This is a genomic window from Enterobacter sp. Res13-Sevr-PEC09-46 (assembly GCF_015672585.1).
GTDB classification, from domain to species: Bacteria; Pseudomonadota; Gammaproteobacteria; order Enterobacterales; family Enterobacteriaceae; genus Enterobacter; species Enterobacter hormaechei_C.
Map to the genome: position 1 here is coordinate 346784 of NZ_JADABR010000033.1, position 24696 is coordinate 371479.

21 protein-coding genes are annotated in these 24696 nt (G+C 56.3%); 10 read left to right on the top strand and 11 right to left on the bottom strand.

What is annotated here, in order from left to right:
* Positions 1–71: 71 nt before the first annotated feature.
* The 3 genes from aaeB to aaeX are packed head-to-tail and all read right to left on the bottom strand — an operon-like array spanning position 72 to position 3188.
* Positions 72–2039, bottom strand: coding sequence for a p-hydroxybenzoic acid efflux pump subunit AaeB (gene aaeB, locus IMQ56_RS21650; protein WP_196063915.1), 1968 nt, complete (start codon positions 2037–2039; stop codon positions 72–74).
* A gap of 5 nt (positions 2040–2044) precedes the next feature.
* Positions 2045–2977, bottom strand: coding sequence for a p-hydroxybenzoic acid efflux pump subunit AaeA (gene aaeA / locus IMQ56_RS21655; protein WP_017382713.1), 933 nt, complete (start codon positions 2975–2977; stop codon positions 2045–2047).
* 7 nt (positions 2978–2984) lie between these two features.
* Complete coding sequence (gene aaeX, locus IMQ56_RS21660) at positions 2985–3188, bottom strand: p-hydroxybenzoic acid efflux pump operon protein AaeX (RefSeq protein ID WP_003860416.1); 204 nt, start codon at positions 3186–3188, stop codon at positions 2985–2987.
* Between the two features lie 179 nt (positions 3189–3367).
* Here aaeX and aaeR point away from each other — a divergent pair, with 179 nt between their 5' ends.
* Positions 3368–4294, top strand: a complete 927-nt coding sequence (gene aaeR, locus IMQ56_RS21665; protein WP_003860415.1) for an HTH-type transcriptional activator AaeR — start codon at positions 3368–3370, stop codon at positions 4292–4294.
* A 49-nt stretch (positions 4295–4343) separates the two neighbouring features.
* Here the strand turns inward: aaeR and tldD are convergent, their stop codons facing one another.
* The 8 genes from tldD to csrD all read right to left on the bottom strand — a co-directional run bounded on the left by tldD (position 4344) and on the right by csrD (position 16617).
* Entirely contained in the window at positions 4344–5789 is a 1446-nt protein-coding gene (tldD, locus tag IMQ56_RS21670; protein ID WP_017382710.1) for a metalloprotease TldD, read from the bottom strand.
* Positions 5790–5872: 83 nt separating this feature from the next.
* The gene (gene yhdP, locus IMQ56_RS21675) at positions 5873–9679 is read right to left on the bottom strand and encodes an AsmA2 domain-containing protein YhdP (protein ID WP_196063916.1); all 3807 of its coding nucleotides are present in this window, start codon (positions 9677–9679) and stop codon (positions 5873–5875) included.
* A 42-nt stretch (positions 9680–9721) separates the two neighbouring features.
* Positions 9722–11191, bottom strand: a complete 1470-nt coding sequence (gene rng, locus IMQ56_RS21680; RefSeq protein ID WP_003860405.1) for a ribonuclease G — start codon at positions 11189–11191, stop codon at positions 9722–9724.
* Positions 11181–11774 carry a nucleoside triphosphate pyrophosphatase gene (locus tag IMQ56_RS21685; protein WP_196063917.1) on the bottom strand — a complete coding sequence of 198 codons (594 nt, stop codon included), beginning with the start codon at positions 11772–11774 and terminating at the stop codon, positions 11181–11183. The genes rng and IMQ56_RS21685 overlap by 11 nt, the downstream gene beginning before the upstream one ends.
* 9 nt (positions 11775–11783) lie before the next feature.
* Positions 11784–12272, bottom strand: coding sequence for a rod shape-determining protein MreD (gene mreD, locus IMQ56_RS21690; protein ID WP_003860402.1), 489 nt, complete (start codon positions 12270–12272; stop codon positions 11784–11786).
* Positions 12272–13288 (bottom strand): rod shape-determining protein MreC, encoded by a 1017-nt coding sequence (mreC, locus tag IMQ56_RS21695; RefSeq protein WP_003860400.1) that lies wholly within the window; start codon positions 13286–13288, stop codon positions 12272–12274. The genes mreD and mreC overlap by 1 nt, the downstream gene beginning before the upstream one ends.
* 62 nt (positions 13289–13350) lie before the next feature.
* Positions 13351–14394, bottom strand: a complete 1044-nt coding sequence (gene mreB, locus IMQ56_RS21700) for a rod shape-determining protein MreB (RefSeq protein WP_000913396.1) — start codon at positions 14392–14394, stop codon at positions 13351–13353.
* Positions 14395–14676: 282 nt separating this feature from the next.
* Positions 14677–16617 carry an RNase E specificity factor CsrD gene (gene csrD / locus IMQ56_RS21705; RefSeq protein WP_032669091.1) on the bottom strand — a complete coding sequence of 647 codons (1941 nt, stop codon included), beginning with the start codon at positions 16615–16617 and terminating at the stop codon, positions 14677–14679.
* Between the two features lie 183 nt (positions 16618–16800).
* Between csrD and IMQ56_RS21710 the strand changes: the two genes are divergently transcribed.
* The 9 genes from IMQ56_RS21710 (at position 16801) to prmA (ending at position 24672) form a co-directional block, all read left to right on the top strand.
* Entirely contained in the window at positions 16801–17775 is a 975-nt protein-coding gene (locus tag IMQ56_RS21710; RefSeq protein WP_017382706.1) for an acryloyl-CoA reductase, read from the top strand.
* A gap of 77 nt (positions 17776–17852) precedes the next feature.
* A complete protein-coding gene (msrP, locus tag IMQ56_RS21715; RefSeq protein ID WP_045341570.1) occupies positions 17853–18854 on the top strand; it encodes a protein-methionine-sulfoxide reductase catalytic subunit MsrP in 1002 nt (333 codons plus the stop codon).
* The gene (gene msrQ / locus IMQ56_RS21720; protein WP_196063918.1) at positions 18855–19454 is read left to right on the top strand and encodes a protein-methionine-sulfoxide reductase heme-binding subunit MsrQ; all 600 of its coding nucleotides are present in this window, start codon (positions 18855–18857) and stop codon (positions 19452–19454) included. It abuts the gene before it with no gap.
* A gap of 234 nt (positions 19455–19688) precedes the next feature.
* Positions 19689–20141: a type II 3-dehydroquinate dehydratase gene (gene aroQ, locus IMQ56_RS21725; protein ID WP_003860391.1), complete on the top strand. Its 453-nt coding sequence runs from the start codon at positions 19689–19691 to the stop codon at positions 20139–20141.
* 21 nt (positions 20142–20162) lie between these two features.
* A complete protein-coding gene (gene accB, locus IMQ56_RS21730) occupies positions 20163–20627 on the top strand; it encodes an acetyl-CoA carboxylase biotin carboxyl carrier protein (protein ID WP_015572018.1) in 465 nt (154 codons plus the stop codon).
* 10 nt (positions 20628–20637) lie between these two features.
* On the top strand, positions 20638–21987 hold the full coding sequence (gene accC / locus IMQ56_RS21735) for an acetyl-CoA carboxylase biotin carboxylase subunit (protein ID WP_003860388.1): 1350 nt from the start codon (positions 20638–20640) through the stop codon (positions 21985–21987).
* A gap of 108 nt (positions 21988–22095) precedes the next feature.
* The gene (locus IMQ56_RS21740; protein WP_003860385.1) at positions 22096–22338 is read left to right on the top strand and encodes a YhdT family protein; all 243 of its coding nucleotides are present in this window, start codon (positions 22096–22098) and stop codon (positions 22336–22338) included.
* Positions 22328–23779 carry a sodium/pantothenate symporter gene (panF, locus tag IMQ56_RS21745; protein ID WP_108393957.1) on the top strand — a complete coding sequence of 484 codons (1452 nt, stop codon included), beginning with the start codon at positions 22328–22330 and terminating at the stop codon, positions 23777–23779. Before IMQ56_RS21740 ends, panF begins: the two co-directional genes overlap by 11 nt.
* A gap of 11 nt (positions 23780–23790) precedes the next feature.
* On the top strand, positions 23791–24672 hold the full coding sequence (gene prmA / locus IMQ56_RS21750; protein WP_015572021.1) for a 50S ribosomal protein L11 methyltransferase: 882 nt from the start codon (positions 23791–23793) through the stop codon (positions 24670–24672).
* Positions 24673–24696 lie beyond the last annotated feature (24 nt).

Genomic DNA, 24696 nt, shown 5'->3' on the forward strand with positions numbered 1-24696 from the left:
GAATGTTTGAACCTGCAAGAATAAGTATAGCCACAAAAAAACCGACGCTTTTGGCGTCGGTTTTCTCTTCGTTAGCTGTCTGTCAGCGCATTCTGGTAGCGGTGCAGCATAAACACCAGCCGCTCTACCGGCTCGGTAACCTGCGGCGGCGCTTCCCAGATCCGCAGTTTCTCCTGGTAGATATCCAGTTCCTCCAGCAGTTGCTTAAAGTAGCGGCGACGTTTGTCATCACTCGATGCCGATATCACATGGTCCGCCGTTCGCCGTAGCTGGCGGTGGTAGGCGGACAAATCATCGTTGATCGGCACTGGCGCGTTCCGCAGACGCTGGTGCGCGATAATCATGATTAACGCCAGGCGGAAGCGGGCGACATCGCCCGGGAATTTATTCAGCAACAGGAACAGCTGCTGATAGAGCGCCGGCAGGTGGTTCTCCTTGCGCCGCGCGGTGTTGGTAGTCAATGACGATACGGCGGCCGACACAAACTGATTCAGCAGCACACGCCCTGTCCGCGCCTGAGAGTTATCCCGCACCAGCAGGATCACCATCATCGCCAGGAAACAGCCCACCAGCTGACCTAATGCGCTATCCAGGAACTGGCTGAAATGGAAGGTCATCGGGTTATCCAGCACGATGATGTTAATCGTGCTCGCCAGCGCACCCAACGATCCCAGACGGCGTTTTTGTACCTCAATCCCGATAAAGAACGCCATCACCGCCAGGCTGATGCAGAGCAAAAGCATGCTTTGCTGCGTCGAGGGGATAATCACCAGGAAGTAGAGCGCGCCAATGGGTAACGCCGCAATGGTGCCGTACAGAAAATCGATCGCGACCATGCGCGGGTTGGGCAGACGCATCGCCAGCGCGGTGACGACGGCAATCATCACCATCGCGCCGCTGCCGGACGTCCAGCCGGTCCACAGCCAGAACAGCGTGCCGAGTATACAGGCCAGGGTGGTACGCCAGAAGTTAACCATCGCATGGTGGCGCTCGGCGGATTCCGGTTTGATCACCACTTCGCCCTGCAATACCTCTTCTTCCGCCGCACTGATTTTGGTGTTGCTAATCACGCCGCGTTTCAGGAGCAGGTAGCGCGTTGCGGCGCCAACCCAGGTATAAATGGTGACTGGCGTATCCCGTTCTCCTGTCCAGGCAATCACACGACGCATGCGTTTAAGCTGTCGATGCACGTCCTGCACCGTCTCCACGGGCTCATCAAACAGTTCGCGGAAAGTATCCGTTACCACTTCGGGGCGGGTGTTCTGAATCAGGTAGGTTTCACACGCCTGGGTGATCAGCGTTAACGAGACGGTATTGATCGCTTTCAGACGACGATTGGCCCGCTCCCAGCGGGAAGACTCCATGTTGAGATTACTGCGCATCCCTTCCAGCGCCTGCGTGCGGCGCACCAGCGCGCTCCAGGCCTTGTCGACCTCTTCGCTGTCGCCGTGCTTAATGCACAGCTGCATAAGCTGGTACTGAGCAACAATCAGCGCGTCCAGCTCACGATCGACTTCCTGCTTGATGGATCGCGGAGAGAAGAGCAGATCTGCGACAATCGCGCAGACGATACCAATGACAATCTCGCTACAACGTTCGACGGCGAACTGCGGAGCAAGCAGCGGTTCACTCTGAATGGTGATGATAATAATCAGCGCGGTATACCCCGCCAGACCCCAGGCGTACGAGTTCTCCACCTTCACCAGCGAAGAGACCCAGGTGCAAAAACCTGCCCAGATACAGCACACAATCAGCATCAGCAGCGGCGTGCGGATCATCAGGATGAAAATGGTCAGGGCGGCGATACAGCCGATAAAGGTGCCGATAATACGCAGCATCCCGCGATAGCGAATTGCCCCGGAGTAAGGTTCGCCACCCGCCGCGAAGGCAGGACCGGCGGCGACGATCGCGGCGGTCAGAACGGCCCAGCGCGGTGTTTCAAGCTGGAAATGGAAGCCAACAAACAGCGCCAGCACAATGGCGCATGCCAGCTTCACGGCGAAGCGGATGTGCTGGCTGGCGATGGAAAAAATGCCCATAGCGATCAACCAAACTCGCGCAGGCGATGGGCGATTTGACGGAAGATAGAATCCTGGCTGGCATCACGGTCTTTTTCACCTGTGATCACCACCGTCGCGGTGGTGCCTGCGGGCCAGAGGTTGCTTTGCTGCTCATCCAGACGAATGCGTACCGGTACGCGCTGCGCCAGGCGAACCCACTCGAGGTTAGAATCGACGGTCGCCATCCCTTTTGTATCATTGGTACTGCTGGAGTTGGTCACCCCCGCGGCCACGCTGTCCACGGTTCCCTTCAGGACCCGGTTGCTGCCGAGCGGCGTGATTTCGGCGCGATAGCCCGGACGTACGCCTTCCAGCTTGGTCTCTTCCATATAGGCGAGGACGTAGAAGGAGTTCTGTTTCACCAGCGCCACGGCAGTTGAGCCGCGCGTGATAAACTCACCCGCATAGACGTTGAGGTTGGTCACCCAGCCATCGGACGGGGCGCGGATAACGGTACGTTCCAGATCGAGCTTCGCCAGATCGCGCGTCGCCTGCGCTTTTGCCAGCTGATGCAGCACGGTTTGCAGCACGTTATTAGACTGGTCAATCTCTTCCCGGGACATAGCCTGGATGCCCAGCTTGTTACGGCGACCTGCTTCACGGCGTTTTTCAGCGGCCAGCGCGTTGTAATACGCCACGTCGGCTTCCGCTTCTTCCAGCGCTTTTTGATAGCGCGGCTGGTCGATGGTGAACAGTACCTGATCTTTTTTCACCAGTTGGTTATCGTGGACGTTGACCGCCGTAATGAGACCGGCGACATCGGGCGCTATCGCGACCACCTCCGCGCTGAAACGCGCATCGCGCGTCCACGGGGATTCGGTGTAATAAACCCAGGCGCGAAAAATAGCGATGAACGCCAGGATGACCAGCGCCATAGTGATGGCAGTGCGGGAGATTTTTCTTGTTAGCGTTTTCACATCAACCTCAGACAAACATGCGCGATATTAAATAGAACAGGCAGCAATACAGCGCGGTATTGAACAATGCAGGATGCCAGACGAAATCATAAATCCCGGTAGGGACCAGCACCTTGCGCACCAGCCAGAAGATCGCCAGTGATAAAAGAAGCTCGAAAAATATCGGTGGGAACGACAAACCGAACACCACGATAACGGGAAACAGACTCATGTTGACCTTGATTAAAGAGAGTGCAGGTTACTGGATTTTTAAGCTCGCGCCGCCGCAGGAGAGCAAGAATTGCCGGGCGAGAGTGGCGCAGCCGTTATGTAATTAATAATATATTAACGTAACTGTTATGCTGTTATCTATCATATGTGATCTAAATCACTTTTAAGCCAGAGTGAATAATGGAACGTCTAAAACGCATGTCCGTCTTTGCGAAAGTGGTTGAGCAAGGCTCTTTTACCGCCGCAGCACGTCAGCTACAAATGAGCGTCTCATCCATTAGCCAGACAGTGTCAAAACTGGAAGATGAGCTCCAGGTGAAGCTGCTCAACCGCAGCACCCGCAGCATCGGGCTGACGGAAGCGGGTAAAATTTACTATCAGGGCTGCCGTCGAATGCTGCATGAGGTGCAGGATGTTCACGAGCAGCTCTATGCCTTTAACAACACGCCTATCGGCACGCTACGTATCGGGTGTTCTTCAACTATGGCACAAAATGTTCTCGCTGCCATGACGGCGGAAATGCTGAAAGAGTATCCCGGTTTAACCGTTAATCTGGTAACGGGCATTCCGGCACCGGACCTGATTGCCGATGGGTTAGACGTGGTGATCCGCGTTGGCGCGTTGCAGGACTCAAGCCTGTTCTCGCGTCGACTGGGCAGCATGCCGATGGTGGTCTGCGCGTCGAAAAGCTATCTTGCACAGTATGGCGTGCCGGAAAAACCTGCCGACCTGAGCAACCACTCGTGGCTGGAATACAGCGTTCGGCCAGATAACGAATTTGAACTGATCGCGCCGGAAGGGCTTTCCACTAAACTGCTGCCTGAAGGCCGCTTCGTCACCAACGATCCGATGACGATCTCCCGCTGGCTGGTCGCCGGGGCCGGGATCGCTTACGTGCCGCTGATGTGGGTGATCAATGAGATCAACAGCGGCGTACTGGAGATCCTCTTCCCGCGTTACCAGTCCGATCCACGTCCGGTGTACGCGCTCTATACCGAAAAGGACAAGCTGCCGCTGAAGGTGCAGGTCTGTATTAACTATCTGACGGACTATTTTGTCGAAGTGGCGGAGCTGTTTCAGGGCATGCGAGGTAGAAGGAAAGAGTAGGCTTTTCCCCTCTCCCCGTTGGGGAGAGGGTTAGAGTGCGGGGGAAAATTTACGCCGTGCCGCCCACCGTCAGATTATCCACTTTCAGCGTAGGCTGACCGACGCCCACAGGCAGGCTCTGGCCCTCTTTGCCGCAAACGCCCACGCCGTTATCCAGTTTCAGGTCGTTACCGACCATGGAAATCTGCTGCATGGCCTCAATGCCGGAGCCAATCAGGGTTGCGCCCTTCACCGCTTTGGTCACTTTGCCCTTCTCAATTAGATACGCCTCTGAGGTAGAGAAGACAAATTTGCCGGAGGTGATATCCACCTGACCGCCGCCAAAGTTTGGCGCGAAGATACCGTAATCAACGGATTCGATAATCTCCTGCGGCGTGGACTGGCCCGGCAGCATGTAAGTATTGGTCATGCGCGGCATCGGCAGATGTGCGTAGGATTCACGACGGCCGTTACCCGTCGGCGCAACGCCCATCAGGCGCGCGTTAAGCTTGTCCTGCATGTAGCCTTTCAGTACGCCGTTTTCGATCAGCACGTTGTACTGACCCGGCGTACCTTCATCGTCGATAGAAATCGAGCCGCGACGGTCGAGCATGGTGCCATCATCCACCACGGTACACAGCTCTGAGGAGACAAGCTGCCCCATCTGACCGCTGAATACGGACGTCCCGCGACGGTTGAAATCACCTTCCAGGCCGTGACCGACCGCTTCGTGCAGCAGCACTCCCGGCCAGCCTGCGCCCAGTACCACCGGCAACGTACCGGCGGGTGCAGCCACGGCAGACAGGTTGACCAGCGCCATGCGCACGGCTTCTTTTGCCCATGCATCCGCGCGGGCTTCGCCGTCAACATCACCCAGGAACCAGTCATAACCAAAACGACCGCCGCCACCGCTGGAGCCGCGCTCGCGCTTGCCGTCGTCTTCAACCTGCACGCTGATAGAGAGACGCACCAGCGGGCGAACATCCGCCGCCAGGGTACCGTCCGTCGCCGCCACCAGGATCAGTTCATAAACACCGGTTAGGCTGGCAGAGACTTCCTGCACGCGTTTATCCGCCGCGCGAGCCACTTTGTCCACGCGACGCAGGATGTCCAGCTTCTCTTCGCGGCTCATGCTTTGCAGCGGGTCGATGCTGGTATAGAGCGCAGCGTGCTGCACTTCACCCAGCGTTTTCACCCGTCCGTCGCCCGTATCGCGCACAATGGTTCGCGCCGCCTGCGCGCTCTGCTCCAGCGCGGCCAGGCTTATCTGGTCTGCATAGGCAAAACCGGTTTTTTCGCCGCTGACGGCGCGCACGCCGACGCCCTGGTCAATGTTATAAGAGCCATCTTTAATGATGCTGTCTTCTAAAACCCAGGATTCGTGATAGCTCGACTGGAAATAGAGATCGCCGTAGTCGAGGCGGCGTTCGGTCAGTTGACCAAGAATGGAGAACAGGTCCTGATGGCTCAGGCCGTTCGCTGCGAGCAAATGTTCACTTACCAGGTTCAGACTCATCTATTGCTACTCGTTCGTTGCCGCCCGTGGCGGTATAAAGATCGTATTTATTGAGAGTGAGGCAATTAACTGCCCACGTCAAATCATTGCTGTGCTTCTTTGCGCGGCTGGCGCAGCACCTCATTAATCTGTGGTTTATCAACCGGCCCGGTGATGCGATAGCGCAGAATCGAGACTTTGCTCCAGAGCGGTCCCAGCACTTTACTGGCCGCAAACACCGCCGCCCCGACGATCGGATTGACCACAAAGGCTGCCGCAACGCCCACGCTTGCGGAAATCTCCGGCGCCACCACGGCTTCCATATCCAGCTCGCGGCGCACGAGATCCACTGACCCTTTCATCGCGATATCCGCTTCCAGGCCGTCCACCAGCGTGTCGTCGGTGTGCAGAACGCCGTCTTTGATCCACGCCGTGCTGCGAATGGAATCGTAGTAGAAACCTTCGCTGAAGGTGTCGCTAAAGTCGAAGCGCAGCTTGCGCAGCAACGCGTCAAAACTCAGCAGACGCAGGATCTGCCCGGCGCGCCCCGTGCTCACATCGGCAATCTCACCCTTACCGAAGTGGGTTTTCAGGATGCCGTTAAGCGAAGCTTCATCGGGTGTCCATGGCGCTGCGCGCCAGTGCAGATCGTAATTCACATCGAAGGACGATCCGCGAAGCGGCGTGCTAATGCCGAAGAAGTTAGCTGCGGCGTCCAGCTTGTTGCCTTTAATATCGCCTTTCAGCGAGGTGCGCTGTTCACCCGGTTTGTTCACCCATTCGCCAGCGGCAGTCATGCGGCCAAAGCCGGTATCCACCAGCCCACCAGAGAGGCTCAGCGTATTGCCCTGAATAGCAAAATCACCGTCGATACGGCCATATTTTTGCCCCCACAGCCAGCACTCCGCACAGCGCAACTGGAGATCGGGCCAGCCGCTGAAATCCACGCGCGACCTCCCACTGCCACTGACAGGAGAAGCGCTTGTCGACTCTGCTTTAGACGCCGTAAAGGTCGGATTGTAATAGAGATAACGGATAGCCGCCTGCCATGGCGCGTGATCGCGCATGGTCAACGAACCGTTGATCTCACGCCCCTGCGCCTCGACCTTTGAGCCGTTTACCGTCGGCCGGGAGACAATACTCAGGTTGTTCCACTGCTGCCCGCCCAGCGTCAGCGCAGGCGTGCGCAAGGTAATGGACTGCGGGAACTGCGCCGTTTGGTCGACGTTTTGCCCGACACCTTTCTGGAACAGTGCCAGCCACTCTGCGCCATCCATCGGCGGGAGATTCAGTTCAACGCCCGCCTGCTCCGGCAGCGGCGGCGTGGTACGGCTGTCCGTCGTCCAGATCGCTCTGTCCAGCGTCAGCTTGTGGTTAAGCAGCCAGCGGCTGTTGAAGTGGTTTGTTCCACCAGCGTTTCCGGTTAAATCGAAGCTGTTAAGGTTGCCCGCAACCTTAACGTTGACGGGCAATGCTTCACCGCTTTTCTTATTCAGCGGCGCGGGAAGTTGGCTGCTGAGGTTTTTCAGATCGCCCGTAATGTCGACGTTATAGCGCGCACCGGCATGATAAGGCAGGTCGATGGCGACCTTGCCATTCCATGACACCGCGCCGTCCACCGCATTCTCAATCGGCTTCGGCAGAACATCCATGCGTGACGGCTGCCAGTTCGCGTCCAAATTGACCGCCACCTGGTAGGCTTTATCGCCCTCGGTGGTGGAGAAATCGATATTGACGGGTTGATTGAACCAGGTCGCTTTCAGCGGCTCACTTTTCAGCGTGCCGTTAACAAAGCTGAACTGACCGCTGAGGTTTTTCAGCGTGCTGTCCAGCGGCTTGATATAGAGGCTGTTGTTATTAAGGCGAACGTCGCCTTTGGCGGTGGTCATTTCACCGTCCAGCGGGATATCCAGATGTAAGCGAGCATTCACATCGCCATCTAACTGCAACTGCTGAAGGGTGGCTGCCAGGGAGTCATTCAGCGGCGTATCTTCAAAGTACGGGCCAACCGCTTTACCTGGCCCCTTAATATCCGCATCAATCAGCAGTTTCTCTTTGGAGTAATCCGGGATGTTTGCCGTCAGGTTGCTTGCCGTTACGCCGCCCAGCGCAACGCTGTCCGTCTTCATCCACAGGCCGTCATTCAGGAAGTTGAGTTCAATATCCAGATTCTTCAGCGCCGGCCAGTCCGGCTGGAAGGCATAGGTGGCGTTGCGTAGAGGCACCAGAACCTGGAACTGGCCTTCGTTGTGCTTATACGGGAACAGGTGCGGGTTGCCGCCGTAGACCAGCGTGGCGTTATCCGCCTGGCCGCCCTGAATAGCGCCGCTGAGATAGTCCACCAGCGCTTTCCCCATCAGGTTTTCCGGGAAGTAGCGCCACGCCTGCGAACCGTCATCCGTGCTGATGCCCGCCAGAATACCCAACCACGGCTCATCGCCTTCAGGCTGTAGATAACGGAAATTACCGCGGGCATGTACCGCTTTGGCTTTCACATCGATATCGCGGCCATCGAGCTGAAAACCTTTGTCATTCTTCAGCCAGTTGAGGGTGGCATTTCCCTTTTCGATCTCCAGTGGCGCACGGAAGACCGTTTCGTACGGCATTTTCGCGTCCTGCATTTCTGCCGTCAGCCTGCCGTTTTCCACGCTTCCTTCCAGTTTACCGCTGAAGTGCTCGGCACCCGGCAGCAGTTTCCACTGTTTCCATGCGAGATTTTTCCATGCCGCCTGAAAACGCGTCTTTTCCGTAGCCTGGAGCGGAATATCCAGCGCCAGCCGGTTTATCTGCCCGCTCGGCTGCGTCGCCAGCCAGATTTCGCCCAGCTCCGGGGAGAGTTTTGCGGCCATTGAACGCAGCCCTTCGATCGCCGTCAGATCCAGGTTACTGGCGCGGATACGCAGCTCGTCGCTGCGTTTACCGTTTATCCCGCCGACGTCCTGCTCCGGCATCCACGCCAGCGTCAGCGCGCCGCGCGGCCAGGGTTTGTTATCCATGGAGATGCGCGTATCCGGTATAGCGAACTGCCAGCCGCCTTTATCCTGCGTCACGTGTGCGGTGAGGTTATCGACGGAAAGTTGATGCTGATGGTTTTCCCCTTTCCAGCTCGCGCCCCCCTGCTTAAGCCAGATATCGCCGCTGGCGAACGTCCCGTTCGTCAGGGTCATCCAGCCTTCCAGGCTGAAGCGCGCGGTCTCCAGCTGCATGTTCTGCTGTAGCCACTCACCGAGCCACGGCTTCACGTCCACGTCGTCCGCCTGTAGCCACACCCTGCCGTTGTTCAGCAAGCCATTGTCGTCACGCAGATCCATCCGCACCTGCATAACGCCGTGCTGCCCGTTCAGGCTGGAGAGATTCACCTGCCCCTCGGCGCGGTGGCGATCTTTCCCGTTTAACCATGTCAGCTGTGGGATCGCCAGCTCAGCGCGCTGGCCGGAAAGAGTAATAAAGCTCACTTCGCTGTCACGCAGATCGAAATGATCGAACTGCCGCAGGAACAGATCGCTGATACGGCTGGTTTCCAGCCCCCGATCGCTGTCGCCGCTTCGCAGCGGCGTGTTAGTCATCAGCTGAAGTTGCCAGAAGGTGAGATCGCGAAACTGCCAGCGCAGATGCAGCAGGCTTTGCCAGACATCCAGCGCCAGGGTGACGCGTTTGATTTTGAGGTGGCCGCCATCTTTCAGGCCGGCGCTGATATCCCGGGCATCTAGCGTCGGGCCAAAGTTCTGCCAGCTTGCCTCGATATGACTCACGTCCACCGGCAGGCCGGTGGCGGATTCGATTTTTGCCAGGATCTGCGGCCGCCAGCTGTCCAGATGCGGCAAGGCGAGACGCAGCCCGCTCACGAGCAACGCGACAATCACGACCAGCGTTGCCCCTGTAAGCAGTAAAATCCCCGGCAATCGCCTCACGCGTCTCTCCTTGTCAGCCTTAAATCTCGCAGCGAACTGCGTTTACATCATGACGACGTCAAACTGCTCCTGGTTATAGAGCGGCTCAATTTGCACTTTTACCTGTTTGCCGACAAAGATTTCCACTTCTGCCAGCGCGTGCGACTCTTCCCCTTTCAGGGCCTCCGCCACCGCAGGGGAAGCATAGACCAGAAAACGGTCTGAGTCGTAGGCATGATGGACACGGACAATCTCACGCATGATCTCGTAGCAGACCGTCTCCACCGTCTTTACCGTTCCGCGTCCATGGCAGGTTGGACACTCATTACACAGGACATGTTCCACGCTTTCGCGGGTCCGTTTCCGGGTCATTTCCACCAGACCGAGCTGCGAGAAGCCATTGATGCTGGTTTTCACGCGGTCCTTACTCAGCGCCTGCTCCAGTGAGTGCAGCACGCGACGGCGGTGATCTTCATTGTTCATATCGATAAAGTCGATGATGATAATGCCGCCCAGATTACGCAGACGAAGCTGACGCGCGATGGCCTGCGTCGCTTCTATGTTGGTGTTGAAGATGGTGTCATCGAGGTTGCGATGGCCGACAAACGCGCCGGTGTTGATGTCGACGGTGGTCATCGCTTCGGTTTGATCGATGATCAGATAGCCACCCGATTTCAGCTCAACCTTACGCTCCAGCGCACGCTGGATTTCGTTTTCAACGTCATAGAGGTCAAATATCGGCTGGCGTCCGGTGTAATGCTCCAGCAGACCCGGCATTTCCGGGATGTACTCGGCAGTGAACTCCAGTAAGGCTTCGTACGTCAGACGGGAATCAACGCGGATGCGGTCAAGCTGGGCGTCGGCGAAATCACGTAATACGCGCTGAGCGAGCGCCAGCTCACCGTACAGCCGGTAGCGGGTCTGGTTGCGTTTTTTACGCTCCATCACTTTGGTCCAGACGCGCTTCAGATAGGCCGCATCCGAGGCCAGATCTTCTTCGCTGATCCCTTCCGCCGCGGTACGGATAATAAACCCGCCCTGCTCGTCGCAGTAGGCGCTGACCACCTTTTTCAGGCGCTCACGCTCGCTTTCGCTCTCAATGCGCTGTGACACGCCGACGTGCGACGCCCCCGGCATAAAGACCAGATAGCGTGAAGGCAGGGTGATGTCGGTGGTCAGACGCGCGCCTTTGGTGCCAAGCGGATCTTTTACCACCTGTACCATCAGATCCTGGCCCTGACGCACCAGCTCAGAGATGTCGCGCACAGCAAATTGCTTTTGCTCTTCGCCTGCCACACATTCGGTGTGCGGCATGATATCGGAGGCATGTAAAAACGCCGCCTTATCGAGCCCAATATCTACAAAAGCCGCCTGCATACCCGGCAGGACACGACTGACACGACCTTTGTAGATATTGCCTACGATTCCGCGTCGCGCTTCACGCTCAATATGAATTTCCTGGAGAATGCCACCATCAATGTAGGCCACACGGGTTTCCGATGGCGTTACGTTTACCAACAATTCAGCCGTCATAATTATCCCTTCCCTCACGCAGTGAGTTAAAATTGCTCAGCAACTCATACGTTTCCACCAGCGGTAAGCCGACTACGGAGTGATAGCTGCCATTTATCTTCCTGACAAAACAGCCACCCAACCCTTGAATACCGTATGCACCTGCTTTATCCATAGGTTCACCGCTGGCGATATAGCCGGCGATCTCCTCGTCGGTGAGGACTCTGAACGTCACTTCCGTTACCACAAGGCAATCCAGAACGTACTGGCTATCTGCCAGCGCTACCGCCGTCATCACCTGATGGGTTTGTCCGGACATATTACGCAGCATCCGCGCCGCATGGTCTGCGTCGCGGGGTTTCTCAAGCACCTCACCATTGAGAATAACGATGGTATCCGCACCCAGCACCGGTAAGTCACGCGGCACGCATGCCACGCCCGCCTGCGCTTTTTCACGCGCCAGACGAGAGACATACTGCTGAGCGCTTTCACCCTCAGCACGTTTTTCTTCGATACCGGTAACGATGCGTTCGAAGGAGACACCCAACTGCGCGAGCAGTTCCTGGCGACGCGGAGAACCGGAGGCAAGATACAAAGACGTCATAGAAACCTTTTATTGCACGGCAAACTGCTGGCGAATTTTACGCATCAGCAGGAACAGCCACGGCCAGAGCACACCGTTTACTACACTACTCCAGAACACTTCCGGTCGGAAAGAGACGTTGATCACTAAAAACTCTGCCCAGAAAACAACGATATCCGCAGCGAGCGACAACAACATCACTACCAGCGCCTGTTGCCAGAGCGCAAGGTTACGAAAGAGCTGGAATTTGAGTGCGACGAGATACGCAATAATGCTCATGGATAAGGCGCGGACGCCAAGCGTAGAGCCACTGATAAGATCCAGTATGGCACCCATCACAAAACCTGTGCCGACATTTACGCGGTGCGGCAGGGCAAGGATCCAGTAGAGCAAAATGAGCAATACCCAGTTTGGCCGGAAAACAAGAATGTCGTCCGGCCAGGGCATAATTTGCAGCAACAGTGCAACGAGGAATGAGAGCCAGATTACCCAGCGCCCCTGGCTACGATAACTGGCCACTACTGCCCTCCACCCGAGACTTGCGGCGGTGGGGGCGCATCCGGCAGCGGCTGCGTTAACCCCGTCGCCGGAGCCGGTACGGGTGCAGGTGGTCCCATCGCATCCGGCGCAGGCAGCACCTGCGGCATCATCTGCATCAGGCGTTCGTTGGCCACGCGATGCACATCTTCCGGTGTCATCGGGTTAGCGCCGTTACGATCGGCGCCCCACAGCAGCAACAGGTAGCGCAAACGCTGCAAGCCGGCCGTTGGACGCGCCTGAATCACGGTGTAGGCACGCTGAGTGTCGAGCTTCACGGAAGAGACAACCGCAACCGGGTAGCCCTCAGGGAAACGACCGCCCAGACCGGACGTCACCAGCACGTCGCCCACGCGGATATCCGTGTTGGCAGGCAGGTGTTCCAGTTGCAGATCGTCCGTGCAGCCATTACCGGCGGCAATCACGCGAATATCGTTACGCAGCACCTGAATCGGCAGTGCATGGGTGGCATCGCAAATCAGCAACACGCGGCTGGTCAGTTTGGCAACCGCCACAACCTGGCCCACGACGCCCTTATCGCTGATGACAGGCTGACCTTCGTATACGCCGTTCACGCTGCCTTTATCAATCACCACCTGATCGCTGTACGGATCGTTTACGGTGGAGATCACCTGGGTGACCATTTTCTGTTCATCCTGGCGCAGCGGCGAGCCAAGCAGTTCGCGCAGACGGGCGTTTTCCTGCTTATATTGCCCCAGCATCAGCAGCTCGCTATTTTTCAGCAGCAGTTCCTGGCGTAACGCACGGTTTTCGAGTTCGAGCTGGTCACGCGATGAGAGCGTTTGCGACACGGAGTCGAGCAGTTCACGGGGACCATTTGAAATAAAGTAGAAAGGACTGACGGCGGTATCCATGTACGTTCGGATCTGGCTGAACGTACCGAGGCGGCTATCGGCAATAATGACCCCGAGCGCAACCAGAACCGCCAGGATCAGGCGAAACTGTAGCGACGGGCCACGGCTAAAAATTGGCTTCATAGGCTATGCGTATTCTCGCGTCAGAGAGAAAGGGTAGCGAATTGCTACCCTCTCACACCCGACTACTCTTCGCTAAACAAGTCGCCGCCGTGCATGTCGATCATTTCCAGCGCCTTGCCACCACCACGGGCGACGCAAGTCAGTGGATCTTCTGCAACTACGACAGGAATACCTGTCTCTTCCATTAACAGGCGGTCGAGGTTACGCAGCAGCGCACCACCACCGGTCAGAACCATACCGCGCTCGGAGATATCGGAAGCCAGCTCTGGCGGGCACTGTTCCAGCGCAACCATCACCGCGCTCACGATGCCGGTCAGCGGCTCCTGCAACGCTTCCAGGATTTCGTTGGAGTTCAGGGTGAATCCGCGTGGCACGCCTTCAGCCAGGTTACGACCGCGAACTTCGATCTCGCGTACTTCATCACCCGGATAGGCAGAACCGATTTCATGCTTGATGCGCTCTGCGGTTGCTTCACCGATCAGAGAGCCGTAGTTACGGCGAACGTAATTGATGATGGCTTCGTCGAAACGGTCGCCGCCGATACGCACGGAAGAGGAGTACACCACACCGTTCAGGGAGATAACGGCCACTTCAGTGGTACCGCCACCGATATCCACCACCATAGAACCGGTAGCCTCAGAAACCGGCAGACCCGCACCAATTGCCGCAGCCATCGGTTCTTCAATCAGGAACACTTCACGCGCACCGGCGCCCTGAGCGGATTCACGGATCGCACGGCGTTCAACCTGGGTTGCGCCAACCGGCACACACACCAGCACGCGCGGGCTTGGGCGCATGAAGCTGTTGCTGTGAACCTGCTTGATGAAGTGCTGAAGCATTTTTTCGGTCACGAAGAAGTCAGCAATAACGCCGTCTTTCATAGGGCGGATCGCGGCGATGTTGCCCGGCGTACGGCCCAGCATCTGCTTCGCATCATGACCTACTGCGGCCACGCTTTTTGGCGAGCCGGCACGATCCTGACGAATGGCCACAACGGAAGGCTCATTCAATACGATGCCTTGTCCTTTTACATAAATAAGGGTATTCGCGGTACCCAGGTCAATGGACAGGTCATTGGAAAACATGCCACGAAATTTTTTCAACATACTAAGGGATAATCCTGAAAGCTGGGGCGGAAAACAAAATCCGCTTACTTTACCAACCACACGCAGCAGCGACAAGGCGCAAAAATCGTCTGCTACGGTGAAAATTAGTGCAGCACGTTTCCTTTGTTACAAATTCATCCCCTGAATCCCTCAGGGCTGAGTAAACAGCAGCGTCCCTCACTTTCACTTGTAACCCACTAAAGGTCGTTCACTGGCTTTTATGCTCGTCTTACTCAAAGCTACAGGCGCGATATTCTACGTGAAAACAAAGTAAACGGCAGGTCAAACAGAGTATCTTTGCAAATATTTTTTCACATTGGTGTCAAGCGGCTGAGAGGCGGCAAAAAAATCCCCCTGACCGCCCGTCACGCCGCGCTCTGTCAACATCTGCCATTCACTACGTGAACGTACGCCTGTGGCAAATACTTGCGTTTGCGTTCCTTTGCACGCTTCCACCAGGCTTTGTACCAGCAGCTGGTTTTCCGTGCGTTTTTCAATATTCCTTACCAGACCCGGATGCAGCTTCAATAATTCAACATCCAGCTCTTTGATCCAGCGGGTGCTCACCAGCGTCAAACCCGCCTGGGTTACCGCCACGCGAGCCCCAAGCGCATTGATTAAACGCACTACCGGGCGCAACCGGCTGATGTGTTGACCTACATCTGCCTCTGCAAGTTCAAAAATAATGCGTTTGCGTTGCGATTTTTCGCATTGCATTAACGTGTCACGTAACCAGCGCTGGAAACGCGGACGGATCAGCGATTCGACGGTCACCTGTAAAGCCAGATTTTCTTCAGGCCAGTACGATAAAAACGGAATGAGACGGGTGATTTGCTGACGGTCATACTCTTCGGACAATCCGAATTGCAACACCATGGGCAGATATTCCGCGGAGATAACCTCTTCAGTGCCATCAAAAATACGGCACATCAGCTCACGATGATGAACATGACCATTCTTCATGACCGCCGGTTTTTGATAGATGCGCGGTCCGCCCCGGCTCAGCATCTGTTCAATCAGGGTTCGCCAGCGCACGTTGCCACGCCCTTTCTCCGGCAGCGTATCATCATAGACTGCCCAGCCGTTCGCCCCCTGCAATACGGCGTTACGCGTGGCCGCTTCCGCATGTTCCATCACCTGCTCCGTCGACTGACCGCCGCGCCAGGCACAGATGCCCATATGCACCATATCGTCTCTGTCGAGCATTTTGCTCTGGGGCAGCGCATCGACGGCTTTCAGCAGCTGGCTGGCGATACTCTCGGACTCTTTTAAGGTGCGATGCGGCAGCAAGACGGCAAAATCGCTGCGGTGGTAGCGTGCCAGTAACGCGCCGGGGTAGCGCATAATAAAGGTGGACAGCAGGTTAATCAGCGTAAAGAGGTTCTCTTCCGCCACGCGCTGACCCCAGGTATCACGGAGCAGATCGAAGTCGGGCAGGCGAATCATCATTACCACGCCATGCGTACCCACCTTTTCGGGGTCATCAAGAAGCGTAGCCAGCTGATTATCAAAGAAGAGACGGTTGTTGAGGCCCGTTTTGTTATCCTGCGCGGCGTAAGAGCGAATCAACGTGTCCATACGGCTACGCTGATCGCTGGCAAACTGGATTTCGGAGAGCAACACGTCCAGGGCGCTACTGGTGCGTGATGGCCATTCATAAACCGATCCCCGCACCTGTGGACCCCGTTCGCCATTCAGTATCCGCACGGAGCGTGTTTCCAGCAGCTCCTGGCCGGAAAGTTGACGACGCTGCCAGCGAACGGCGAGGAAAATCAGCAGTACGATAAAGGCAACGGCGATGGTTAAGGGCGCGGTGGTCATAAGCGAGCGTAAATAGTTGCTCATCGGATCCTGGTACATTAGATGAATTGTCATACCCGGATGTTTAAGTGAATTAACCGTGACGTCCCGATACTGATCTACCGTGCCGGCAGGACGATAGCTGCCCTGGCGGGTATGGCTGAAAACGGTCTGCTTCCCCTGTTTAATGTCGATCTGCACGATATCCACAGGCACCATTAACTCATCCAGCTCACGCGAAAGCGCCGGGAAGGAGGTTGCAATCAGGCGAGTGTCGATAACCGATGCAACCGATTCAACCCGGTTAACCAGCTTATCCTGGATGGCATTGTAAAAGCTCAGCGAGCAGCCGATTAGCGTGACAAATATGGTCAGCCCCGTCAGCAAGGTGATAAAAGCTGAGAACTTCGTCGTTAATCGCATCCTTGAGATTACTCCGTGGGTTGAAGGGGGTGCAAGTGAGCACTAACTTGCATTTCAAATGCGGCATACTACCAAACCTGGCGTATCTGGCAATTTATTGCGTTAAATCGGCACTGCGTTTCATTGAGCGAGTATAGTCATCAGAACATATTTTCCCATCATCAAACCTAGTGAGGACCCAGTATGCAGGCTTTGATCTTAGAACAGCAGGACGGCAAAACCGTTGCCTCAGTGCAAGCCATCGAGGAGAGCCGCCTGCCGGAGGGCGACGTGACCGTAGATATCGACTGGTCCAGCCTGAACTATAAGGATGCGCTGGCCATTACGGGAAAAGGTAAAATCATCCGAAATTTCCCGATGGTGCCAGGAATCGACTTTGCAGGCCGCGTACATACCAGTGAAGATCCACGTTTTCACGCCGGACAGCAGGTGCTGCTCACCGGCTGGGGCGTAGGTGAAAACCACTGGGGCGGACTGGCAGCGCAGGCGCGCGTAAAAGGTGACTGGCTGGTCCCGATGCCGAAAGGCCTGGACGGTCGTAAGGCGATGATCATCGGCACGGCAGGTTTCACCGCCATGCTGTGCGTGATGGCGCTGGAAGAGGCCGGGATCCGCCCTGACTCTGGCGAAATTGTCGTCACCGGCGCCAGCGGCGGCGTGGGCAGCACGGCCGTCACGCTGCTGCACAAGCTGGGGTATCAGGTTGCTGCCGTCTCAGGCCGCGAAAGTACGCATGATTATCTACGTCAATTGGGCGCAAGCCGCATTCTGAGCCGCGACGAATTTGCCGAGACCCGCCCGCTGGAAAAACAGGTCTGGGCTGGCGCAGTAGATACCGTCGGCGACAAAGTGCTGGCGAAGGTGCTGGCGCAAATGAATTACGGCGGCTGCGTGGCGGCCTGTGGTCTGGCGGGCGGTTTTGCCCTGCCGACGACGGTGATGCCATTTATTCTGCGTAACGTGCGTCTTCAGGGTGTCGATTCGGTCATGACCCCAGCCGAGCGGCGAGCTGAGGCCTGGGAACGTCTGGTGCAGGATCTGCCAGCCTCATTCTTTGACCAGAGCGCCACTGAGATTACCCTGAGCCAGGCGCCAGAGTTCGCCAGTAAAATCATGGACAATCAGTTCCACGGTCGTGCGCTGGTTAAAATCGCCTAATCTTCAAATTTTCGTGACATATTCGCGCTAACCCTCCTCCTCCGTCATGCTTAGAAAAACGCCTGACGGAGGATGCCATGAAAACCCGAAAACTGACGGAAGCCGACGTAACGTCTGAATCTGTCTTTATGCTACAGCGCCGCCAGATCCTGAAAATGCTTGGCATCAGCGCCACCGCCCTGACGCTCACCCCTGCGGCCCATGCCGATCTGCTCGACTGGTTTAAGGGCAACGATCGCACGAAAGCCCCCTCCGGCGCACCGCTTAACTTCACCAAACCGGCGCAGTGGCAGAATAAACTGGCGCTGACGCCGGAAGATAAAGTCACCGGCTATAACAACTTCTATGAGTTTGGTCTCGATAAGGCCGATCCTGCCGCCAACGCCGGGAGCATGAAAACCGATCCCTGGACGCTGAAGATAGATGGCGAGGTGGCAAAACCGCTGACGCTGGATCATCATGACCTCACCACCCGCTTCCCACTTGAAGAACGCATTTACCGTATGCGCTGTGTGGAAGCCTGGTCGATGGTGGTGCCGTGGGTAGGTTTCCCTTTGCATAAACTGCTGGCGCTGGTTGAGCCCACCAGCAACGCGAAGTATGTTTCCTTCCAGACGCGCTACGCCCCGGACGAGATGCCAGGCCAGAAGGATCGGTTTATCGGCGGCGGGCTGGAGTATCCCTACGTTGAAGGTTTACGTCTCGACGAAGCCATGCATCCGCTTACGCTGCTCACCGTCGGGGTTTACGGCAAAGCGCTGCCGCCGCAAAACGGGGCGCCCATTCGCCTGACCGTACCGTGGAAATACGGTTTCAAGGGCATCAAATCGATCGTCAGCATTAAGCTCACCCGTGAACGCCCCCCCACCACCTGGAACCTGGCAGCGCCTGACGAGTATGGTTTTTTTGCCAACGTTAACCCGCACGTTGACCATCCGCGCTGGTCGCAGGCGACGGAACGTTTTATCGGCTCCGGCGGCGCGCTGGATGTTAAACGCCAGCCAACGCTGCTGTTTAACGGCTATGCGGATGAGGTGGCATCCCTCTACCGTGGGCTGAATTTACGGGAGAACTTCTAAGTGCGTTTAACGGCAAAGCAGATAACCTGCCTGAAGGTACTCCTGCATTTAGCCGGATTGCTCCCCTTTATCTGGCTCTTCTGGGCAGCCAGCCAGGGACAGTTCAGTGCCGATCCGGCGAAAGATATTCAGCATTTTACGGGTCGGATGGCTCTGAAATTTTTGCTGGCGACCTTGCTCGTCTCACCGCTGGCGCGCTACGCTAAACAGCCATTATTGTTACGCACCCGTCGGCTTTTAGGGCTATGGTGTTTTGCCTGGGCGACGCTGCATCTCACCAGCTACGCCCTGCTGGAACTGGGCATTAACAACCTGGCACTCCTTGGCAGCGAACTGGTGACGCGTCCCTATTTGACGCTGGGTATCGTAAGCTGGCTGGTTTTACTGGCGCTGACGCTGACATCCACGCAGTATGCGCAGCGAAAACTGGGTCGACGCTGGCAACTGCTGCACAACTTCGTCTATCTTGTCGCGATCCTCGCCCCTATTCATTACCTGTGGTCGGTGAAGATTTTATCCCCTCAGCCGGTCATCTACGCCCTGCTGGCCCTGGCCCTTTTAGCGTGGCGTTACAAGAAGTTCCGCCAGTGGTTGCGATAGTTCACGAAACTGTGCGTTTTCCCGCAGATTATTTATCAACCGCGAATCTTTTTCGGATAGCGGTTGATAATCTTCCCTGATAAGACCAGTATTTAGCTGCCAAATGCTACGAAATCGTTATAATGTGCGACTTCGGTTTTCCGGACAGGGGTTTTAGGCCTCTGAAAGGGTGACAATTGCGCTTTGAGGGTATATGTTGTTTTTTACCCGAAAATCGCAGGAGATAGCGGCACAATGGCTGACAAATTCCAAATTTTAGTATTGAACGGTCCGAACCTGAACATGCTCGGCACCCGTGAGCCAGAGAAGTACGGCACGCTGACATTGAGCGAAATTGTTAACCGTCTGAGTACGGAAGCAGCCTCGCTGAATGTGGATTTGGACCATTTTCAGTCAAACGCGGAGTACGCAATCATCGACCGTATTCATCAGGCTAAAGACACTGTGGACTATATCCTGATCAATCCGGCCGCGTTTACGCACACCAGTGTTGCTATACGCGACGCACTGCTCGCGGTGAGTATCCCGTTTATCGAGATCCACCTGAGTAACGTGCACGCCCGAGAGCCGTTCCGCCACCATTCCTACCTGTCAGATATCGCCGCTGGCGTGATTTGTGGGCTGGGTGCAGACGGCTATTCATACGCTTTACAGACAGCGGTAAAACGCTTGTCACAATCACACTAAACAAGAGTACGGAACCCACTCATGGATATTCGTAAGATTAAAAAACTGATCGAGCTGGTTGAAGAATCAGGCATCTCCGAACTGGAAATTTCTGAAGGCGAAGAGTCTGTACGCATCAGCCGTGCAGCCCCGGCCGCTAGCTTCCCGGTAATGCAGCAAGCTTACGCTGCGCCAGTGCAGCAGCCTGCGCTCTCCGCAGCCGTTGCACCAGTGGCAGCAGAAGCGGCACCTGCGGCTGCAACAGAAATCAGTGGTCACATCGTACGTTCCCCAATGGTTGGTACTTTCTACCGCACCCCGAGCCCGGACGCGAAGGCGTTCATCGAAGTGGGTCAGAAAGTCAACGTAGGCGATACCCTGTGCATCGTTGAAGCCATGAAAATGATGAACCAGATCGAAGCAGACAAATCAGGTACTGTGAAAGCGATCCTGGTCGAAAGTGGTCAGCCGGTAGAATTTGACGAGCCGCTGGTCGTCATCGAGTAACGAGGCGAACATGCTGGATAAAATTGTTATCGCCAACCGTGGCGAGATTGCACTGCGTATTCTTCGTGCCTGTAAAGAACTGGGCATCAAGACCGTGGCCGTGCACTCAAGCGCGGATCGCGATTTAAAACACGTATTGCTGGCGGATGAGACGGTCTGTATCGGTCCGGCTCCGTCCGTAAAAAGCTATCTGAACATCCCGGCGATCATCAGCGCCGCCGAAATCACTGGCGCGGTCGCGATTCACCCGGGTTATGGTTTCCTCTCTGAGAACGCCAACTTTGCTGAGCAGGTTGAACGCTCTGGCTTTATCTTCATTGGCCCGAAAGCCGACACCATTCGCCTGATGGGTGACAAAGTGTCTGCCATCACCGCGATGAAAAAAGCCGGCGTGCCAACCGTACCGGGCTCTGACGGCCCGCTGACCGACGATATGGATGCTAACCGCGCCCATGCTAAACGCATTGGCTATCCGGTGATCATCAAAGCGTCCGGCGGCGGCGGCGGTCGCGGTATGCGCGTTGTACGCAGCGATGCTGAACTGGCGCAGTCCATCTCCATGACCAAAGCGGAAGCGAAAGCGGCTTTCAGCAATGACATGGTGTACATGGAAAAATACCTGGAAAACCCACGCCACATCGAAATTCAGGTGCTGGCTGACGGTCAGGGTAACGCAATCTATCTGGCAGAACGTGACTGCTCCATGCAGCGTCGTCACCAGAAAGTGGTCGAAGAAGCGCCAGCGCCGGGCATTACGCCTGAACTGCGTCGCTACATCGGCGAGCGTTGCGCTAAAGCGTGTGTCGATATCGGCTATCGCGGGGCGGGTACCTTTGAGTTCCTGTTCGAAAACGGCGAGTTCTACTTCATCGAGATGAACACCCGTATTCAGGTTGAACACCCGGTTACCGAAATGATCACCGGCGTTGACCTGATCAAAGAACAGCTGCGTATCGCAGCCGGTCAGCCGCTGTCCATCAAACAGGAAGAAGTTGTGGTTAAAGGCCATGCGGTAGAGTGCCGTATCAACGCCGAAGACCCGAACACCTTCCTGCCAAGCCCGGGTAAAATCACGCGTTTCCACGCGCCGGGTGGCTTTGGTGTGCGCTGGGAGTCCCATATCTACGCCGGTTACACCGTACCGCCGTATTATGACTCAATGATCGGTAAGCTGATCTGCTACGGCGAAAACCGTGACGTGGCCATTGCCCGCATGAAGAACGCCCTTCAGGAGCTGATCATCGACGGGATCAAAACCAACGTTGATCTCCAGATGCGCATTATGAGCGACGAGCACTTCCAGAATGGTGGGACTAACATCCACTACCTGGAGAAAAAACTCGGTCTGAACGAGAAGTAAGAGACCAGTGTTGCTAAAAGGCCGGATTATCCGGCCTTTTTTATTTCTGGGGATCGCTAAGCCCCATCATGTACAATCCCCGCTTTCTTCATCCACAAGGGACAAAAAATGGACAAACGTTTTGTTCAGGCCCATAAAGAAGCGCGCTGGGCGCTGTGGCTGACCCTTCTCTATCTCGCCGCGTGGTTAGTAACTGCTTACTTACCTGATTCGGCGATTGGCATTACCGGCCTCCCGCACTGGTTTGAAATGGCCTGCCTGCTGCTGCCGCTGGTGTTTATCCTGCTGTGCTGGGCGATGGTGAAATTCATCTATCGCGATATATCACTGGAGGACGATGATGCAGCTTGAAGTCATTCTGCCCCTTATCGCTTACCTGTTCCTGGTGTTTGGCCTGTCGGTTTATGCGATGCGTAAACGTTCGACCGGCACCTTTCTGAACGAGTATTTCCTCGGGAGCCGCTCTATGGGTGGCGTCGTGCTGGCCATGACGCTGACCGCCACGTACATCAGCGCCAGCTCGTTTATCGGTGGCCCCGGCGCCGCTTATAAGTACGGGCTGGGCTGGGTACTGCTGGCCATGATCCAGCTGCCTGCCATCTGGCTCTCTCTGGGCATACTGGGTAAAAAGTTTGCCATTCTGGCCCGTCGCTACAATGCCGTAACGCTGAACGATATGCTGTTTGCCCGCTATCAGAGTCGCTTGCTGGTATGGCTGGCAAGCCTGAGTCTGCTGGTGGCGTTTATTGGCGCAATGACGGTGCAGTTTATCGGCGGGGCGCGACTGCTGGAGACGGCTGCCGGGATCCCCTATGAGACGGGCCTGGTCATTTTCGGTGTGAGTATCGCGCTGTATACCGCGTTTGGCGGGTTCCGCGCCAGCGTACTCAACGACACGATGCAGGGGATGGTGATGCTCATTGGCACCCTCGTTCTGCTGGTGGGTATCGTGCATGCCGCAGGGGGCCTGAGCCATGCGGTTGAAACCCTGGAAGCGATCGATCCGAAACTGGTCTCACCGCAGGGGGTGGATGACATCCTCTCTCCAGCCTTTATGACCTCGTTCTGGGTACTGGTGTGCTTTGGCGTGATTGGCCTGCCGCATACCGCCGTGCGCTGCATCTCATATAAAGACAGCAAAGCGGTGCACCGCGGGATCATTATCGGGACAATTGTGGTGGCGATCCTGATGTTGGGTATGCACCTGGCGGGTGCGCTGGGACGCGCGGTGATACCTGACCTTACCGTACCGGATCTGGTCATTCCGACCCTGATGGTGAAAGTGCTTCCGCCGTTTGCCGCCGGGATTTTCCTCGCCGCACCCATGGCGGCCATTATGTCGACTATCAACGCTCAGTTGCTGCAAAGTTCCGCTACGATCATTAAAGATCTCTATCTGAATTTGCGCCCTGAACAGGTCGAAAATGAGCGACGCCTCAAGCGCATGTCGGCGGTGATTACCCTGGTGCTGGGGGCGTTGCTGCTGCTGGCCGCGTGGCGTCCACCGGAGATGATCATCTGGTTGAACCTGCTCGCCTTTGGTGGGCTGGAGGCCGTTTTCCTGTGGCCGCTGGTGCTGGGGCTCTACTGGGAACGCGCGAATGCCGCGGGTGCATTAAGCGGCATGATTGTCGGGGGCGTCCTGTATGCCGTTCTCGCCACGTTTAAAATTCAGTATCTGGGCTTCCATCCGATCGTGCCTTCGTTACTGGTAAGTTTACTGGCGTTTGTGGTGGGAAACCGTTTTGGTCGACCGGTGCCACAAACTGTCCTGATTTCTACTGACAAATAAAGAGTTTTGCCATGCCGTGGATCCAATTAAAACTGAACACAACCGGCGCGAACGCCGAAGAACTGAGTGATGCGCTGATGGAGGCCGGTTCGGTCTCTATCACCTTCCAGGACACGCATGACACGCCGGTCTTTGAGCCGCTGCCGGGCGAAACGCGCCTGTGGGGTGATACGGACGTTATCGGCCTGTTCGATGCAGAAACCGACATGAAAGAAGTCGTGGCGATTCTGGAAAACCATCCGCTGCTGGGCGTGGGTTTCGCGCATAAAATTGAACAGTTGGAAGACAAAGACTGGGAACGCGAGTGGATGGACAACTTCCATCCGATGCAGTTTGGTCAGCGTCTGTGGATCTGCCCAAGCTGGCGTGAAGTTCCCGATAAAAACGCCGTCAACGTGATGCTGGATCCGGGTCTGGCGTTCGGCACCGGCACCCACCCGACAACCTCCCTGTGCCTGCAATGGCTGGATGGCCTGGATCTGGAAGGCAAAACCGTGATCGACTTCGGTTGCGGATCCGGGATCCTTGCTATCGCGGCGCTGAAACTGGGCGCCGCCAAAGCCATCGGGATCGACATCGATCCGCAGGCGATTCAGGCCAGCCGTGATAACGCCGAGCGTAATGGCGTTTCCGATCGCCTTGAACTGTATCTGCCCGATGCACAGCCAGAGGCGATGAAAGCCGATGTTGTGGTCGCGAATATCCTGGCTGGCCCGTTACGCGAGCTGGCGCCGTTAATCAGCGTGCTGCCGGTTGAAGGCGGTCTGCTGGGCCTGTCCGGTATCCTTGCCAGCCAGGCAGACAGCGTCTGTGAAGCCTACGCCGATCTCTTCGCGCTCGACCCGGTGGTCGAGAAAGAAGAGTGGTGTCGCATCACCGGCCGTAAAAAATAAGCGTTTGGCGTGGTCGTCTGACCA

Coding starts and splice junctions, on each gene's coding strand:
- aaeB (WP_196063915.1), bottom strand. CDS start 2,039: ATGGGCATTTTTTCCATCGCCAGCCAGCACATCCGCTTCGCCGTGAAG.
- tldD (WP_017382710.1), bottom strand. CDS start 5,789: ATGAGTCTGAACCTGGTAAGTGAACATTTGCTCGCAGCGAACGGCCTG.
- panF (WP_108393957.1), top strand. CDS start 22,328: ATGCAGCTTGAAGTCATTCTGCCCCTTATCGCTTACCTGTTCCTGGTG.
- aaeX (WP_003860416.1), bottom strand. CDS start 3,188: ATGAGTCTGTTTCCCGTTATCGTGGTGTTCGGTTTGTCGTTCCCACCG.
- mreC (WP_003860400.1), bottom strand. CDS start 13,288: ATGAAGCCAATTTTTAGCCGTGGCCCGTCGCTACAGTTTCGCCTGATC.
- IMQ56_RS21740 (WP_003860385.1), top strand. CDS start 22,096: ATGGACAAACGTTTTGTTCAGGCCCATAAAGAAGCGCGCTGGGCGCTG.
- aroQ (WP_003860391.1), top strand. CDS start 19,689: ATGGCTGACAAATTCCAAATTTTAGTATTGAACGGTCCGAACCTGAAC.
- accB (WP_015572018.1), top strand. CDS start 20,163: ATGGATATTCGTAAGATTAAAAAACTGATCGAGCTGGTTGAAGAATCA.
- mreB (WP_000913396.1), bottom strand. CDS start 14,394: ATGTTGAAAAAATTTCGTGGCATGTTTTCCAATGACCTGTCCATTGAC.
- accC (WP_003860388.1), top strand. CDS start 20,638: ATGCTGGATAAAATTGTTATCGCCAACCGTGGCGAGATTGCACTGCGT.
- prmA (WP_015572021.1), top strand. CDS start 23,791: ATGCCGTGGATCCAATTAAAACTGAACACAACCGGCGCGAACGCCGAA.
- IMQ56_RS21685 (WP_196063917.1), bottom strand. CDS start 11,774: ATGACGTCTTTGTATCTTGCCTCCGGTTCTCCGCGTCGCCAGGAACTG.
- aaeR (WP_003860415.1), top strand. CDS start 3,368: ATGGAACGTCTAAAACGCATGTCCGTCTTTGCGAAAGTGGTTGAGCAA.
- msrP (WP_045341570.1), top strand. CDS start 17,853: ATGAAAACCCGAAAACTGACGGAAGCCGACGTAACGTCTGAATCTGTC.
- rng (WP_003860405.1), bottom strand. CDS start 11,191: ATGACGGCTGAATTGTTGGTAAACGTAACGCCATCGGAAACCCGTGTG.
- csrD (WP_032669091.1), bottom strand. CDS start 16,617: ATGCGATTAACGACGAAGTTCTCAGCTTTTATCACCTTGCTGACGGGG.
- IMQ56_RS21710 (WP_017382706.1), top strand. CDS start 16,801: ATGCAGGCTTTGATCTTAGAACAGCAGGACGGCAAAACCGTTGCCTCA.